General features: G+C 49.7%; 12 protein-coding genes. 9 read left to right on the top strand and 3 right to left on the bottom strand.

The genetic code is table 11. The features are described 5' to 3' along the window. Positions 1–8 precede the first annotated feature (8 nt). On the top strand, positions 9–2,558 hold the full coding sequence (gene glnD / locus AC6I1F_RS03855; RefSeq protein WP_290432835.1) for a [protein-PII] uridylyltransferase: 2,550 nt from the start codon (positions 9–11) through the stop codon (positions 2,556–2,558). Here the strand turns inward: glnD and ligA are convergent. Together ligA and AC6I1F_RS03845 are read right to left on the bottom strand one after the other, a co-directional pair. Continuing rightward, complete coding sequence (ligA, locus tag AC6I1F_RS03850) at positions 2,555–5,356, bottom strand: NAD-dependent DNA ligase LigA (protein WP_497801607.1); 2,802 nt, start codon at positions 5,354–5,356, stop codon at positions 2,555–2,557. The genes glnD and ligA overlap by 4 nt on opposite strands. Positions 5,357–5,448: 92 nt before the next feature. Next, positions 5,449–6,630 (bottom strand): hypothetical protein, encoded by a 1,182-nt coding sequence (locus AC6I1F_RS03845; RefSeq protein WP_290149324.1) that lies wholly within the window; start codon positions 6,628–6,630, stop codon positions 5,449–5,451. A gap of 236 nt (positions 6,631–6,866) precedes the next feature. Between AC6I1F_RS03845 and AC6I1F_RS03840 the strand changes: the two genes are divergently transcribed. The 7 genes from AC6I1F_RS03840 to AC6I1F_RS03810 all read left to right on the top strand — a co-directional run bounded on the left by AC6I1F_RS03840 (position 6,867) and on the right by AC6I1F_RS03810 (position 15,029). Next, positions 6,867–8,249, top strand: coding sequence for an ISAs1 family transposase (locus AC6I1F_RS03840; RefSeq protein WP_160336431.1), 1,383 nt, complete (start codon positions 6,867–6,869; stop codon positions 8,247–8,249). Positions 8,250–8,482: 233 nt separating this feature from the next. Continuing rightward, the gene (gene queF, locus AC6I1F_RS03835; RefSeq protein ID WP_160334139.1) at positions 8,483–8,902 is read left to right on the top strand and encodes a preQ(1) synthase; all 420 of its coding nucleotides are present in this window, start codon (positions 8,483–8,485) and stop codon (positions 8,900–8,902) included. Positions 8,903–9,050: 148 nt separating this feature from the next. Next, positions 9,051–10,235, top strand: a complete 1,185-nt coding sequence (gene dapC, locus AC6I1F_RS03830) for a succinyldiaminopimelate transaminase (protein ID WP_251451284.1) — start codon at positions 9,051–9,053, stop codon at positions 10,233–10,235. 11 nt (positions 10,236–10,246) lie between these two features. Next, a complete protein-coding gene (dapD, locus tag AC6I1F_RS03825; protein WP_160334141.1) occupies positions 10,247–11,053 on the top strand; it encodes a 2,3,4,5-tetrahydropyridine-2,6-dicarboxylate N-succinyltransferase in 807 nt (268 codons plus the stop codon). 52 nt (positions 11,054–11,105) lie between these two features. Further along, a complete protein-coding gene (gene dapE, locus AC6I1F_RS03820; protein ID WP_289077733.1) occupies positions 11,106–12,248 on the top strand; it encodes a succinyl-diaminopimelate desuccinylase in 1,143 nt (380 codons plus the stop codon). Then, positions 12,241–13,131, top strand: a complete 891-nt coding sequence (gene prmB / locus AC6I1F_RS03815; protein WP_251451278.1) for a 50S ribosomal protein L3 N(5)-glutamine methyltransferase — start codon at positions 12,241–12,243, stop codon at positions 13,129–13,131. Before dapE ends, prmB begins: the two co-directional genes overlap by 8 nt. Then, a complete protein-coding gene (locus AC6I1F_RS03810) occupies positions 13,131–15,029 on the top strand; it encodes an ABC-F family ATP-binding cassette domain-containing protein (protein ID WP_289163780.1) in 1,899 nt (632 codons plus the stop codon). Before prmB ends, AC6I1F_RS03810 begins: the two co-directional genes overlap by 1 nt. Here the strand turns inward: AC6I1F_RS03810 and AC6I1F_RS03805 are convergent. Next, positions 15,022–15,399, bottom strand: coding sequence for a DUF1178 family protein (locus AC6I1F_RS03805; RefSeq protein WP_497801787.1), 378 nt, complete (start codon positions 15,397–15,399; stop codon positions 15,022–15,024). The two genes, AC6I1F_RS03810 and AC6I1F_RS03805, sit on opposite strands and share 8 nt — an antisense overlap. Positions 15,400–15,520: 121 nt before the next feature. On the opposite strand from AC6I1F_RS03805, the gene AC6I1F_RS03800 reads away from it, so the two are divergent. Then, a complete protein-coding gene (locus AC6I1F_RS03800) occupies positions 15,521–17,317 on the top strand; it encodes an IS1634 family transposase (protein WP_281523370.1) in 1,797 nt (598 codons plus the stop codon). The last annotated feature ends 112 nt before the right edge of the window (positions 17,318–17,429 follow it).

Genomic DNA, 17,429 nt, shown 5'->3' with positions numbered 1-17,429 from the left:
TTCGGCATATGCAGATCAGTGAAATCATCAACAACTTCAAAAAGACTCGACAGCAGCTGGCTAATGATTTCGCAGAGACGAATGATGCCGATAAATATCTTCTCGAACATTCGCGGGCGGCAGATGAAGCGGTCCGCGAAATTCTGAAACTTAAGGAGCTCTCTTCCAGAATCTCGGTCGTCGCAATCGGCGGCTTCGGAAGAGAGCAGCTCTTTCCCTACTCGGATCTTGACCTTCTCTTTTTACTCCCGGATGACGTGCTGGATTCCGAACTTAACTCTGTCGGTGCCGTTATCGGAGAGCTTTGGTCGCTCGGACTGACCGTCGGTTACTCAGTTCGCAAACTCGATGAGTGCATCGAACAGGCACGGTTAGATATCACGGCCCAAACCGCGATGTTGGAATCCCGGTTAATCGCGGGCGATTCGGAACTCTTTAAACGCTATACCTCCGAACTTGAGAAGAGTCTGGATTTCAAATCCTTCTACCGAGCTAAATTTATTGAGCAGGAACACCGTCATCTTAAATACCACGAGAGTTCGTACACGCTTGAACCCAATATCAAGGAATCTCCCGGCGGCCTCAGAGATCTGAATATTCTCATCTGGGTACTTCGTGCTGCAAAATTCGGCGCGACTTTTGACGAAGTACACCGCTCCGGCCTAATCACGAGGCGTGAATGCGACCTCTTGGAAATGGTGCGCGTTAACTTGTACCGACTGAGAATACACATGCACCTGCTCACGAGCCGGCACGAAGACCGACTGGTATTTGAGATCCAGGAGCCGTTAGCCAAAAAACTAGGACTAAGCGGCGTCCCCGGCCGTCGAGCCAGCGAAATCCTGATGCAGCGTTTTTATGTCAACGCCAAAACCATCGGGCAACTCAACAGTATTATTCTTCAAGCGGTCAAAGAGCGTTTTGTCACTGACAGCGGACCGCCCCTTGATCTGATCGACGGTTTTACTGTCCGCGGAGAAGTCCTCGACATCGCTTCGGACAATGCGTTCGAGGAATCACGCACGCGAATTCTTCAGGCCTTTATGATTCAGGAGCGGCATCCTGAGATCGCCCGTAAATCATCACGTCTTTACCGAGCGCTCTTTGGCGCACACATGCTGATGGATGAATCCTGGAGTGAGGATCCGAAAAACCTGCAGGCATTTCTAAAAATCATTCAGGGCCGCCGCGGCGTCTGGCATGCGCTCAATGAGATGAATCACTGGGGTGTGCTTGGAAGGCTGCTGCCGGGTTTCAAGAAAATAGTCGGTCAGATGCAGCACGATCTTTTCCACGCCTACACCGTAGATCAGCACACGCTGCTCGCGATCCGCTACCTCAGAAATTTCACTCACAGTGAAAATGCGCATGAACTGCCCATGTGTACGGAGCTGATGGTATCGCTGAAGGATAATTGGCGACTGGTACTTGCGCTTCTTTATCATGACATCGGCAAAGGCCGAGGCGGAGACCACAGCAAAATCGGCGCGGAGATTGTTAGGGATCTCTGCCGGCGTCTAAACCTTAAAAGCGATGATGCCGAGTACATCGAGTTTATGGTGCGAGAACATCTGACCATGAGTCAGGTTGCTCAGAAACAGGATATTTCCGATCCGGAGGTTGTCGAGGCATTTGCTCGGAAAGTAGGAAATTTGGACCGTCTGGTCGGCCTCTACCTCATCACTGTCTGTGATATTCGTGCGACCTCCCATAAGATATGGAACGCGTGGAAGGCTCAGCTGCTTCAGGATTTATTCTTATCAACCGCCAAAATTCTTAAAGGCAGGAAGATGACCCGCGGCATGCTGGTCGCACGCCGCCGTCAGGATGCGCTTGCGCTCTGCAAATTCTCGGCGCAGGACACCGAACGAATCAATGCGTTTTGGGATAATTTTGACGTCGCCTATTTTATGAAGCATTCAGTGCGCAATATCGTCTGGCATGCCAAGACGCTGCTTCCGCACCTTGAGTCCGAGCATTCCTTTGTCGCTGCACGTCCTCTGCGCGGTTTGGAACACGCCCACGAAATTCTGGTTTTTACAAAGGACCGGCCGGAACTGTTCGCTCAGATTGTCTCTGCCCTGCAGAGAACGAACCTGTCGGTTCTGGAGGCGAGAATTCACACCGGCAAAGACGGCAGAGTCGTCGACTCATTCATTGTTACGGACGATGAATCGGATCCGACTTTCGGAGCAACGCTCAAAGAGTTCGAAGTAAAACTCGCGCGCCTCATCGACAGCGGCGAAAAACTTCAGCCGCCTGTCCAGGGGCGTCTTTCCAGACAATCCAGACAGTTCCCGATCACGCCGAGCGTCACACTTCGTCCCGATGCCTCCGAACGCATCTACCTGCTGTCTGTCGTAGCAACCGACAGGCTTGGGCTTCTCGCATCCGTTGCGACCGTGTTTGTTCGGTTTAAATTGAACCTGCTGACCGCGCGTATCGCCACGCTCGGCGAAAGAGTTGAAGATATTTTCTTAATAGAAAGTCCGCGGCTTCAGGATCCCGCATTCTGCGGAGAACTTGAAACCGCGATTTTAGAGGTACTCGAAGTCTAGCGATTGAGCTCTACAAAGGTCTTGATCGCTAAATCTACGCACTGATCGGTCACTTTATTGAGTTCTTCGTCATTCGAAGCAATCTCAACAGAATTAGCGGAAGCCCCTCTGCCGGCAGCCGGATTTACTACCTGACAAATAGCGGCATAGGGCAGATTCAGTTCTTTAGCGAGACATGCTTCGGGCATCAGCGTCATACCGACATAATGGCCGCCGTCACGATCGATGCGATCGATTTCTGCCGCGGTTTCCAATCTCGGACCCTGTGTCACCGCATAGGTACCGCCGTCAACAATCGGTAAATTCATGATGTCGGCCATACGCACAATTTCATCGCGAAGATCCATATCAAACGGATATGTGAAATCAATGAAATTGATGACAGACTCTTTGCCGGTGTTGTACGAGGTCTCACGGCCCCAAGTGTAGTCGATGATCTGATCCGGAATCGCGACAGTGCCGATTTCATCTTCAACCAGCACGGCTCCCACCGAAGCCAGCGCGATAATCGCCTTGGGCTTAAATGTCGAAAGCGCCCAGATATTGGCTCGGTAATTGATCATATGAGGCGGCTTTTTCTCTTTGACGCCGTGCCGAGAAAGGAACACCACTTCCAGGCCGTCAATCTGACCGCGAGTCAGCTCCACCGGTTCTTTGCCGTACGGAGTATCGATCCTGTCGATCATGCGGCCTTCGAGCCGGCTGAGGTGATCGAGTCTGCTGCCTCCGATCAAAGCGTAAACATTAGACATCCGTGTTGTCCCCCCCCCCCGATTGATTAATTTAAACAAATCTTCTTCAGAAATGATATTAATACCAAGCTCCTGCGCTTTAGCAAGTTTACTACCGGCCGCCTCACCTGCGAGAACATAAGCGGTTTTCTTCGATACGGAGCCGCTGACTTTGCCGCCGAATTTTCGGATTAAGTCGCTCGCCTTATCACGAGAGAGTGTAGGCAGAGAGCCTGTTAAAACAAAAGTCATCCCTTTAAACGGAAGATCCTCGTCCTTAGTCCCCTGGTTTTCTTCCCACGTTACGCCGTCTTCAATCAGTGCGCCGATAACTTCCAGATTCACCGGTTCGGCAAAGAAATGCAGAATGCATTCGGCAACCGCCGGACCAATGTCTTCGACTTCCATCAGTTGCTCAAGCGATGCTTCCTCAATCTTCTTCAGCGCGCCAAAATGCGACGCCAGCGTCCGTGCGGTCGCCTCTCCCACTTCCGGAACGCCTAGCGCGTAAATAAACCGCTCTAAAGTCGTATGTTTGGACGCTTCAATAGAGGCAAGAAGCTTTTCCGCGGATTTTTCGCCCATGCGCTCGAGGCCGAGCAGGTTTTCTTTCTTCAGTTTGTAGATGTCCGCAACGGTTTTCACCAAATCAGCGTGGATGAGCTGTTCTGCGAGTTTCTCTCCAATGCCGTCAATGCCCATCGCCGTACGGCTGACAAAATGCAGAATAGCCTGTACACGCTGAGCTTTGCAGAAGAGACCTCCGCTGCAGTGGCGATCCTTCTCGCCTTCTTCTTTATAGGCATGAGAACCGCAGACCGGACAAATCTCCGGCATCACAAAATCTTTCGCATCCGCCGGCCGAAGTTCGGGAATCACTCGCACCACTTCCGGGATCACATCGCCGGCACGATGGACGACGACGGTGTCTCCGATTTTGACACCCAGCTTTTCCAAAAACTCTTCGTTGTTGAGGGATACGTTGCTGACGGTAACGCCGCCGACAAACACCGGCTTCAGCCGAGCGACCGGAGTCAGTTTTCCGGTTCTTCCCACCTGGACCGTAATATCGAGCACCTGCGTCTGTACTTCTTCCGGCGGATACTTATGCGCACATGCCCAGCGGGGTTCGCGGGACACAAATCCAAGCTGCTTCTGACGGTCAAAACTGTTGACTTTGTAAACCACGCCGTCGATGTCAAAAGGAAGATCCTGACGAATTTCCGCGACACGCGAATGGAAAGCCTGAAGCTCTTCCGGATTGTGCGCCAGACCGTGCTCAGGAGCGACCGGGAAACCTTTTCCTTTGAGGTAGGCCAACAGTTCCGACTGAGAGGACACCGGCATTTCAGAGACTTCGCCAAAACCGTACGCATAGAAATTCAGGCTTCTTTTCGCGGTCAGCGCCGGATCGAGCTGACGCAGACTGCCCGCAGCCGCGTTACGGGGATTGGCGAAAAGTTTCAGGCCGAGCGCCTTCTGTTCTTCATTCAGACGCTCAAAAACCGCTTTATGCATGATGACCTCACCGCGGACCTCAAAAACCTTCGGAAGTCCCTCAGCCCTAAGCGGAATCGTACGGATCGTTTTGACGTTGGCGGTCACATCTTCGCCCGTATAACCGTCCCCGCGCGTTGCCGCCTGAACCAAAATACCGTCTTCATATCGGAGGTTAATCGCCAAACCGTCAAATTTCAGCTCTGTATCGTACTCAATCGATACATCCTCGGGCAGCTCAAGCTCTCTGCGCATACGCGCTTCAAAGTTATAGGCGCCTTCAGCCGTATAGTCAGTCTCCGTATAGATGGAAAGCATCGGCACGGCGTGACGGACTTTGGAGAGTTCGCTCTGTACGGCAGCACCCACCCTCTGGGTTGGAGAAAAAAGACTTTTGAACTGCGGATACTGAGCTTCCAGACGCGAAAGTTCCTGAAACATCGAGTCGTAAAGCTCATCGGAAATCGTCGGATTATTGTCAACGTAGTAAGCCTTGTTATGCTTTTCCAGCTCATCGGTGAGCTGTTCCATTCGCTGCCTGACTTGGTCTAAATTCTCGGTCTCCGACATTGCGTCTCCTAGCGGTCAGAATAAAAAAGAGCCTTCAATTTACACCGATTGAAGGCTCTGATAAAAATTAAATGAGTAATTATGAGCCGACTCTAATCCAAGAGACGGTGCGCTCTCAGGCTGCCCGGCTCAACATCTTTGGCACGCATTTCCTTATAGAAACGATCGAGTTCCTGCTTCAGAAGGGAAATCATCGCGCCGTCGATAACTTTACCGTTAGAGCCGACAATTTCTGCATCGAAGACTGCCGCGAAGGCGTTCACTGCCGTCATAAAGAGGCGCAGCGGATCCTTCTCGGGCGCAATCAGCGGAACATTCAGAGAAATCGTGACGTTGCTGTCATCAATCCAGCGAATCTCGATCGTCCCCTTTCGGTTGCCGAGACGTCGGCCTTCTTTGTCCGTTACCAACTCTCCGATCTTTTCGTAGTGCTTGGAGCTGCGGCGCTTGAACCCAAGAAGCGTGGCCTCTCTCTCAAAGGTATCAATAGAAACCTTTTCAATCGGACGAAGCAGCAGCGTAATCTGCACGCCGAACTGCTTGATCAGCGCGTTCAGATACTGGGTGCGGTTCACCAGCTCCTGCACATCCTGAATTTCGCAGCTGCCGTCCAAATGCATTTCCATTCTTTGGAAAATCTGGCCGTTCAGCTGATTCAGAGACACATCATTAAAGGAAGCGTGACTTGAAGCAAGCTGTACGTAAAAAGCGACTGCTTCAAACATACCGATCGCGTCGGGTTTGAACCAGCGCTGGCTGTTGCTTTCAAGTGCGAGCACACGAAGAAGACCGTGCGGAGCGATTTCATCAAGCGCGCTGCGGACAAAAGGCGTCAGCTGGCTGCCCGTAACAGGTTTACGGAAATTAATTCGCACCAGTTCCATTAAGAACGGATCATGTTTAAAAAGGCCCGATTCACTTAATTCTTCCGGCTGCGGCTGCTCCAGATAGTTATCGGAGGGCTCGGACTGCTCAGCCGGCAGCGCAGAAACTTCCGATTCCTCTTTCTTCTCTTCTTCTGCTGTTTCAAGAGGAGGCTCGGCCGCCGGAGCATCCTCTTCTTTAGGCTCCTCTGAAGGAATCTTTATATGACTGATGGGTTTCGGCAAAGCGTCATCATTTCGAAGAATCGGCTCCTGAATCTCTGCATGCCTATTATCTTTAGGCGGCTCCGAGGATTTATCCTCTTTAATCTTGGTCCAATACCAGACCCCGCCGATTGCGGCTGCGATGATTATCACAATTGTGACAACCATACCCACTGTACTTATCATTGTTTAAAACCCCAAAAGCCTCGGTAAAACTTAGCGCTGAATTCGATATTTTACAGTCTTATTGCCAAAGGCCTATTGAGGTTGATCCTTAATGCAGGTTCGACGCACGATATTAATAAAAAATCTGAATAATATCTGCGAAAATTTCTGATAATTGCATGAATTTATTAGGAAAAGTGCTTGCCCTTTATCGTGATGAATAGTATAATATTAGAGATCAATATAAGGTGATTGCTATGTCAAGACCAAGATCTGATAACCCAAAAGAGCACACTTCTATCATTCGTGCGAAACGAAAAGACGGTTGGACTTATGTTCAAAGAGTCGTCAGCGTTTACGATCCAAAGATTAAAAACAGCAGAAGAATTTCAACGGAGACTTTGGGAAAACTTCCGCCCGGTGAAACTGATTTGGAGAAATTGGTTACTCTGGAACCGCGCAGAAGAAAAGGTTCACTTCAAGCGGCTAAGATTGCCGCACCTGCCCAAGAAGTGATTGATCCCAGAGATCCCGGACGGATCATTTACCCATTGGATATTGTCTTTTGCGTCATTCTTCTTGCTGCGATGCAAGGCAAAACTTCCTGCACGGAAATTGCAGAGTTCTGGCATCAATGCCGCCCCTTGCTGAGCAAGACCTTCCCCAACTTTCCTGATGAGGAAATATCTCACGATACCGTCAGGCGCATCACGATGATTATCGGCAAAGACAAAAATGCCGCTCTGATCGAACGGTTCGTTGAGATGCTGCGCAGCAGACTGTCTCACCCGGTAATTGCTGTCGACGGACAGGCTATCAGGGCTTCCCGGGATTCTTCTCAGCACTCCCCGTATGTTTTAAACATCATGGATGCAGACAACGAGTTGATTCTGGCTCAGCAAGTCATCGGTGAAAAGAACAACGAAATTACCCATGCCTCAAAGCTCATCGACACTTTAGACATTCGAGGGGCAATCGTCACAGCAGATGCTTTAAATACACAAACCGAGTTCGCCGCAAAGATCATTGCCGAAAAGGCCGACTACTGTTTGGCTCTGAAGGCTAATCAGGATCTTACATATGAACAGGTGCGCGGATTCTTCGAACTGGGAACACATGAGTACAAAATTGCGCGGCCTTCGGTAACAGACCAAGGCGGCAAAATTACGAAAAGAAAAACTCGAGTTCTTCCGGGAGCTCTTTTACCGGAAGAAATTCTTAATAAATGGGTTGGCCTCGATGAAGGATCGATCGTGGAAGCCGTCACTGACACGGTGAAGAAAAACACCGGAGAAATTCTTGGGCCTCAGGTCCGCTATTACATCTCATCATTAAGGTACGATGCCCCGAATGTGGAGCAGGTTCTGCATCGTGCCATTCGTCAGCACTGGGCAATTGAAAACAAAGGCCATTGGGCGTTAGATATGGCCTTTAATCAGGATCGGCTGCAGTGCACAAACGCTCAGTATCTGGCCGGAAGAACACTGCTTAACAAGATCGCCCTAAACTTCACGACGAAAATCCAAACACGCTTGGAAGAGACAACGGGCAAAGAGGCGCCGTCCAAACCGGTGATCAGGGCGAGGCTGAATAAAATTGAGGATATGCTGGCTGCAATGAATGATTGCATACGCATCTAGCGGCTCCCTGGGCTAAGGTCTCCCTTCAAAAGGAAACCCTTATCGTGGTCTTCTATTTAATTTCTGATGCGTCCGACCTGATCCTTAATGAAGAAAACTGTTTCTTTACAAGATATTGCAATATCCCGATACGGGCTTGCCGGCCATCGCACTGTGATAACATTTTTGACCTTCAAGAATCATTCCGTCTTTTTGACAGAAAATATCATTATTTTTTAGGTAAATATTCGTAAATGTCTACAAGACCCACTAAAAATTTGGAAACTTTCCCAAACCCGCAGCCCAATCGCGACTACCTGATCCACATTGAAATCCCGGAATTCACTTCGCTTTGCCCCCTTACCGGTCAGCCCGATTTCGCGACTCTGCTTCTTGACTACATTCCTGATCAGAAAAACGTTGAACTGAAGGCGCTCAAGCTCTATATGTGGAGCTATCGTCAGGAAGGCGCCTTCCATGAAGCCATCACCAACAAAATTCTGGACGATCTCGTCGAGGCTCTGAAGCCGCGCTACATGCGTCTGAAAGCAAAATGGTGGGTCCGCGGCGGCATTTATACAACCGTTGTCGTTGAACACCGCAAAGAGGGCTGGGTACCTGTCGCTCCGGTGGAACTGCCTGAATTCGAAACCAACGATCCGACCCGCGGCTAATCTGTGAGGAAGTTCAAAAAAGCTCGGCACAAGTCGGGCTTTTTTTCTATCCGTCCTGTATTCACAGGTTTTTATGGTGTACGGAAGAGTGTTTTGGGAATCGTGCTGATAAAATCAAAAATCAAGTTTGATTTCGGAATACAAAATAATGAATCCAGATCTATCGCTTACAAAACCTTATCCCTTTACACGTCTTAGAGCGCTCCTCTCCGATTCGAAGCTGCCTGACGGCATTGAACATATTTCCCTTTCTATCGGCGAGCCTAAGCACGCCGCGCCGGAAGCTGTAATCCGGGCTCTTTTCGACAGTTCCAAGCTTTTTGAGAAGTATCCCGCCACGACCGGCGCGCTTGAACTCAGAACTGCAATCTCTGATTGGATTTTCCGCCGCTATGGCGTAAAGACCGACCCGCTGACGCAGATTCTTCCGACCAACGGTTCGCGCGAAGCCCTGTTTTCTTTTACACAGGCCTATATCGACCGCACTAAAAGTCCGTTTGTTATTCTCCCCTGCCCCTTCTACCAGATTTATGAAGGTGCGTCTCTGATGGCCGGCGCAACGCCTTACTACTGTCCTCAGACCGCTGAGAATAACTTCGCGATGGACCTTGACTCAGTCCCGGAAGAAGTTCTTCGCAATACTCAGCTGGTTTTTGTCTGCAGTCCGAGCAATCCGACCGGAAAGGTTTTGAATTTAGAAGATTGGAAGAAACTCTTCAGCTATTCCGACAAATACGGCTTTGTGATCGGAAGCGATGAATGCTATTCCGAAATTTATTTTGATGAAGAAAGGCCGCCTCTGGGTGCGCTTGAAGCTGCCAAGCTGCTTGGCCGCGATAATTTCGAGCGCCTGATTGTCTTCTCGAGCCTCTCCAAACGATCCAATATTCCGGGCATGCGTACGGGATTTGTCGCCGGAGACGCAGCTCTGATCAAACCCTACCTTCTTTACCGCACTTATCACGGATGCGCAATGAGCGGTCCGATTCAGCAGGCAAGCATTGCCGCATGGAACGATGAAGAACATGTGCGTGAAAGCAGACGGCTTTATAAAGAAAAATTCGCGGCAGCGGTTCCGCTGATGTCTAAGACACTCGGAATTTCTATGCCGGATGCAAGTTTTTATCTCTGGGCTAAAACTCCGATCGATGATCAGGAGTACGCCAAACGCCTCTACGAAGAAAAGGCGATTACGGTTCTGCCCGGAAGTTTCCTCAGTCGGGACTGCGGCGGCCTGAATCCGGGGCGCGGCTACATCCGTATCGCACTTGTCGCAACTGTTCCCGAGGTTAAGGAAGCCGCAAGGAGAATTTCAGAATTTAACCCTAAATAAAGGAAAGATAAATGTTAGCGCTGCAGCAAATGATTGAAAACGCTTTTGAACTCAAGCCGGAGCACCTTCCGCCCGAGGTGACCAACTCGGTCGATGAAGTCATCCGCAAGCTTGAATCCGGAGAACTCCGCGTCGCCGAAAAAATCGACGGCGAATGGGTTACTCATCAGTGGATCAAAAAAGCGGTTCTTCTCAGTTTCAGAATTAATCCGAACCGCATTATGCGTGCAGGAGACATGAGTTTCTACGACAAGGTCCCGCTTCGCTTCCAAGACTTCAGCGCGGACGACTGGGCAAAAACCGGTATCCGCTGTGTTCCGGGAGCTGTTGTCCGCCAGGGCTCCTATATTGCACCGGGTGTCGTTCTGATGCCGAGTTTTGTCAACATCGGCGCGCACATCGGCGAAAACACCATGGTTGACACCTGGTCGACCGTAGGCTCCTGCGCTCAGGTCGGCAAGAACTGCCACCTCTCCGGCGGTGTCGGCATCGGCGGCGTTCTCGAGCCGCTTCAGGCCGGTCCTACCATCATTGAGGACAACTGCTTTATCGGCGCGCGCAGCGAAATTGTTGAAGGCGTCGTCGTGGAAGCCAACTCTGTTATTTCAATGGGTGTTTTCATCGGACAAAGCACGAAGATTTACGACCGCACCACCGGTGAAATCTTCCGCGGCAGAGTTCCCTCAGGCTCTGTTGTCGTCCCGGGAAGTCTTCCCTCTAAAGACGGCAAGTACAACCTGAACTGCGCCGTGATCGTCAAACGCGTTGACGAAAAGACACGCTCCAAGACCAGCATCAACGAACTGCTGCGTTCATAATTTTCATTAACGAAAGGCAGCTTCGGCTGCCTTTTCGCTTACCTGCACACTTATGTCTTACGACGCCATCTCCTTAACCAAATCTCTGATTCAATGCCCCTCGGTCACGCCGTCTGACGCCGGCTGCCTGGACATTCTCACAAAAGCGCTCACGGATGCCGGTTTCCAATGCCGAGAAATCAACCGAGGCGAAACGAAAAACCTTTGGGCCAAAATCGGCGCTTCTCAGCCGTCCATTTTGTTTTGCGGTCATGTCGATGTCGTTCCTGCAGGAAGCGCCCCTTGGAAATTCCCGCCCTTTGAGCCGACGGAATCCGAAGGATATCTGTACGGCCGCGGCGCGCAGGATATGAAAACATCGGACGCCGCATTTACTGCTGCCGCCTGCCGCTTTGTCCTAGAGTATCCGAACTTTAACGGAAGCATCTCCTTTCTAATCACCTCGGACGAGGAAGGTGACGGGCGTGACGGAACCAAATTCGCGCTTGAAGCGCTGATAAAGACGGAAGAAGCACCGATGTGCTGCATCGTGGGAGAGCCGAGCTGCTCGGTAAAACTCGGAGACACCATAAAAAACGGTCGAAGAGGCTCTCTCAACGGAAAACTGATCCTGAAGGGTATCCAAGGGCATGTCGCCTATCCGGAAAAAGTTAAAAATCCGATTCATATGGCCGGTCCGCTCATCAGCCGTCTTTCTTCAGAAGTTTGGGATGAAGGCTTCGAACCTTTCCCTCCGACGTCGTTCCAAATCAGCAACATTCATGCGGGCACGGGAGCGGTCAACGTGGTCCCGCCCGTCTGCGAAATCACGTTTAACATTCGCTACAACCCTGCGCACACGGCCAAATCTTTAGAAGAAAAGATCGAATCCATCTGCCGCGGACTTGGTCTTGACTATTCCGTCGCGTGGCAGGAAAGCGCGGAACCGTTTTTTGCTCAGGGCACATTCCTGACCAGCAGACTCTCTAAAGCGATTACCGCCGTTACCGGTATTGAGCCGGTGCTGTCGACTTCCGGCGGAACCAGCGACGGACGTTTTGTGAAAAATTGGTGCCCGGATATAGTTGAATTCGGTCCCACGAACGACAGAATCCATAAAATTGACGAACGTGTCGAACTTTCTCAAATTTCCGATTTAGCGGAAATTTACTATCAAACACTGAGAAATATATTTTTGGACCAAACTCATGAGTGATAAAACATCTTCGCTGACCACCATACGCGATTTCATTCGCTATGCGTCGACCCGCCTTTTCGAGTCTGAGGCCACATTCAGTCACGGATATGACGATCCCTTTCAGGAAGCGTCTTTTCTTGTGCTGCGTTCGCTGCATATTCCGCTGGAGTATGAACAGAAGTTTCTAGACGCTTCTCTGACGAGCAATGAGCGCGAGATGCTTCTGAACAACATCTCCAGAAGATGTGATGATTTGGAGCCTACCGCTTACATTGTCCACGAATGGTGGTTAGTCGGCTACCGGTTCTACGTGGATGAACGCGTACTGATTCCACGGAGCTTTATCGCCGAAATGATCGAAGATCGATTTGAAGGAATTGTGGAAGATCCGCTCAATGTCAAGCATGTTTTGGATCTGTGCACCGGCTCCGGATGTCTTGCCATCATGCTTGCCGATCTTTTTCCCAATGCCGAAGTTGACGCCGCAGACATTAGCCCGGACGCCTTGGAGGTCGCTCAGATCAATATTGAAGAGTATGGATTGGAAAACCGCGTCTTCCCGATGCAAAGCGATGTATTCAGCGGGCTGCAGGGAGCCAAATACGATCTCATTATTTCCAACCCGCCCTATGTGACACAGAGCGCGATGGAAAGTCTGCCGGCCGAATACTGTCACGAGCCCGCGCTTGCGCTTGAAGCGGGAGAAGACGGAATGGATGTCATCCAAAAGATCATGGATCAGGCCAAAGAGCACCTCTGCGATAATGGCGTCCTCATTGTTGAGCTTGGGGACAATTCGGACTTCTTTAAAGCCCGCTTCCCTGATCTTCCCGTGCAATGGATCAAAACATCGGGAGGAGACGAACAAGTCTTTCTCATTAAAAAAGAACAAGTTCCGTAATGCTGAAACTACAGAATTTATCTCTGACTCGCGGAGTCAGAGTCCTTTACAAAGGTGTTAATTTAACGGCTTCCGACGGAGAAAGAGTCGGTTTGGTCGGCCCAAACGGCTCCGGAAAATCGACGCTGTTTGCCGCTATCCTCTCAGAGCTCTCGCCCGAGGACGGTGACATCCTCGCGCCAGCTCCCATTCGAATCAGTCATGTCGCTCAGCGCATTTTAGAAACTGACTCTCAGGCTCTGCAGTTTGTCCTGGGAGGTCATCAGCCGCTGATGGAAGCCAAAGCGGCTCTGAAGAAGGCGGAAGAGTCTTCTGATGACATCGCTTATGCGACCGCACTTTCTCAGCTTGCGGAAATTAATGAAGGCGCGGTCGTTGCTGAAGCCGAAGAGATTCTCTACGGTCTTGGTTTTAAGCCGTCTGACTCCCAAAGAAAGGTCTCCGAATTTTCGGGCGGATGGCGCAACCGACTGGCATTAGCTCGAGCGCTGATGAAACCCTCGGATTTGCTGCTTCTTGACGAACCGACCAACCATTTGGATATCGATTCCGTCATTTGGCTGGAGAACTTTCTGAAGCACATTCATTCGACAGTCATTGTGATTTCGCATGACCGAGAGTTTCTTGACAGTGTTTCCAGAACAATCTGGGCTATTGAAGACGGAACCATCAATCGTTATTCCGGAAATTTCAGTCAGTATGAGCTCGCAAGAGCTGAAAAAATCAAGCTTCAGCAAGCTGCGGCAAAGGCTTATGAAGCCACGGCTTCTCACCTGCAGGCCTACATTGATCGATTCCGCTACAAAGCGACCAAAGCCAAGCAGGCTCAGTCCCGCATCAAGATGCTTGAAAAACTGAAGAAGGTCGCTCCTCTTCATTCCACCTACCAGTGGTCCTTTCATTTTCGTGAACCGGAGAAGATTCCTCAGCACCTGATTCACGCAGAGGAGCTTGACTGCGGATATCCCGACAAAAAGATTCTGACGAACGTTAAGTGTGTGATTTCAGCAGGCGCTCGCATCGGAGTCTTAGGTGTCAACGGTGCGGGTAAATCAACCCTCATTAAAACGCTCATCGGCGCGCTCAAGCCGCTCTCCGGTGAAATTCGCTACGGCAACGGCCTCATCATCGGCTATTTCGCGCAGCATCAGCTTGACGATCTTCGGGATGATGAAACCGCGCTTCAGCATTTAGCTCGCGTCGCTCCGCCCAATACACGAGAACAAGAGCTTCGTGATTATCTCGGAGGCTTCAAGTTTTCCGGTGAGATGGCAACGGCCCTGGTCGGCCCGATGTCCGGAGGCGAGAAAGCGCGTCTTTCTCTTGCGCTTTTGTCTTGGTCAAAGCCGAACCTTTTGGTTTTTGACGAACCGACAAACCACCTGGACATGGCGACGAGAGACGCGCTCACTGAAGCGCTCTCTTCCTACGGCGGAGCTGTGCTTTTGGTTTCACATGACCGCCATTTGCTTCGCGCCTGCTGCGACGAGCTGTGGCTGGTTCATGACGGGGCGCTGACGGAGTTCCATGGCGACCTGGATGACTATGCGGAATTTGTTCTGCGTGACAAACAGGAGAAGAAGAACGCCGGCAAACCGGAAGAGAAAGCTGTAGTCAGCCGTAAAGAACAGCGCAGAAACGACGCGCAGGAAAGGCAAAGAATCGCGGCTCTGTCCAGACCCATTAAAAAAGAGCTTGAAAAAGTTGAGAAGAAGCTCGAAAAGCTTTCTGCAGAAAAGAAAACTCTTGATGCAAAGCTTGCGGACACAGATTTCTATCAGGGCAACCAAGATGAAGTTGCAGTCTGTCTGAAAAAGCACGGAGAGCTTTCTGCCGAGATTGATGAACTTGAAGCCAAATGGCTCGATTTATCCGAGCAACTTCAAGACATCAGTTAACTTTATTTTTGGGCACGACGGGAACCTGAAGCACGTCAACGCCCTCTTCTTTCAATTGCTCCACTTCTTCCTGAGAGGCCGTACCGGAAATCACTCTTTCCTCGGCCTCTCCTCTTTTAATAGCAAGCGCTTCGTCAGCAAATTTATCTCCGACATATTCGCTGTCGTCCAAGATTTTGTGAATGGCCTTAAAAAGATCGCTGAGACTATCCAACGACTCACTGTTTTTCACTTCATCGGCGGCCTGAGTTTTCACGTGCGGCGCAGAGAGGGCGCGCTTCACCTCTGAAGACCCGCAGACAGGACAGGTAAACAAGCCGGCCTTTTTCTGCTTTTCAAAGTCCCGACTTTTCCAGAAAAATGTATCAATAAGCTTCTTTAACCTTCTGAATATTCAACGATAAATTCGAAATTTTTTCTAGAAAATTTAACGACAAGGTAGCTCAACTAAGGCTAATTATGATATAATTATCAATAAGGAGGAGTGAGTCGTGTCCATCTCAATTTCGGAAAGAAAGGTAAAAGGCAAGGTCTATATCTCTATCGTCGAGAAGTATCGAGATCCAATTACAAAAAGGTCCACAACTCGTCAGCTCAAAAGCTACGGGAACAAGGAACTATTTCTGCAGAAGCACCCTGACGGACTCGAACTTATCAATTCAGATTTAAAGCTCTTCCGGGAATCAACTCAGGCCTATGCGGAGGCGACCGAGCTGCCGAACGGCAGCGGAGTCTCAATCGTTGACAGCGCATCGAACTCCACTGAGTTAGGCAGTTCATTTCTCGTTTCACCAGCACCGTTTCTAACGATTTGGAACAAGCTTGAATTAGACCAATACTTCAAGAATCTAGAGCGCAATTACAGAGGAAAGGTTCCGGTCGATTTAAATAAACTGGCCTTTTACAATGCGGTTGCTCGGATACTCAGGCCTGAATCAAAACTAGGAACGTGGATTGACAGGAATAGATATCTATACGACTTTGAGAGCCTTTCTCTCAAGGATATGTACAACTTGCTGGATATACTTGACGAACGCAAGCAAAAGATCATTGATCGGTTAAACGCGGCAATAGACAAGCTTTATCAGAGGGATCTTACGATCGCTCTTTATGATGTCACCACCTTTTACTTTGAGAGTTTTATCGAAGATGAGCTTCGTGCTCGAGGTATGAGCAAAGAACATCGAACCCAAGAAACACAGGTTGTGATGGGCTTACTTGTAGACAGCGAAGGAATACCGTTTGGCTACGAGCTCTTTAGAGGTAATACTGCCGAAGTCGGCACAATGCTTGAGGTGGTGGAAGGCTTTAAAAAACGTTACCAGTTAAACAACGTAACGATCATAGCCGATGCCGGGTTAAACCAACTCATCAACTTGGAATCCCTTGAACAGGCCGGGTTTAAATATATTGTTGGCTATCCTCCTTACGTAAAACTAAACCGTACAGAACAAGATTCTCTTCTGGAAGAGGACGGATGGGAGAGTTATGACTGCGTAGAAGATTCTTGGCGCATCAAGCGAATGGCTCTTCCAATCAACAAGCGCGTTTATCCAAAGGGTGAGCAATCGAGAAAAATCCAGCTGGAGGCTGAGTGCATTGCAACGTTCTCTTTATCACGTTATAAGCACGACTTGGATGAACTGAGAAAAAAGACAACACGTGCGAAAGAACTCGTACGAAAAGGAGCGAAAGCTGTCCAGGCAGCTAATCGCAACGGCTATAAGAGTTTTATTAAATCAGAGCTTAAAGAAGTTCAATTTAATGAAACGCTTTACACCAAGCGTCTTAAATGGTGCGGTTACACGGCCTTGCTGACCAATATCGAAGATCAAGATCCGAGCGTCATTTATGCACTGCTTCGACAACTCTGGAGAATCGAGGATAACTTTAGAGTGTTAAAAACGGCGATTGAAGCCAGGCCGGTCTACGTATGGACAACCAAGCATATACGGGGTCATTTTGTACTGTGCTATATCAGCCTTGTCCTGACTCGTTTAATGCAGAAACAGCTGAAAGAGGATGCCTTGAAATACTCTGTAAGGCAGGTTGTAGAAGCCCTCAATGCGCTCAGCGTCTCCCCCTTGAATGCATTAAGAAAAAGTAAAAGTCAGCTATATCAGTGTGTGGTTGAAAACTCTGAAGGGAGCACGTCCTCCGGAGAGTACAAACCTCTTCTGGAAATTGCCAATGACATCTGGAAATCGTGCGGCTTGGAGCCCCTGACGCGTCTTGAGAGTCACGGCTCTTTAGTTAGGAAACTTGGAAGAAGCTTTAAAATCCGATGAATCGTTGAACTACGAAGTCGCTAAAATATAAAATCGGCTAAAGGCTTGGTACTCACGGGTTGTACCGCGAAATCGTTTTAAAAATCAAGGAAAAGTCGGGAAAAGCACGGAG

The sequence above is a fragment of the Parasutterella sp. St.1A3 genome, assembly GCF_059728705.1.
This window is presented reverse-complemented; position numbering and strand designations above follow the sequence as displayed.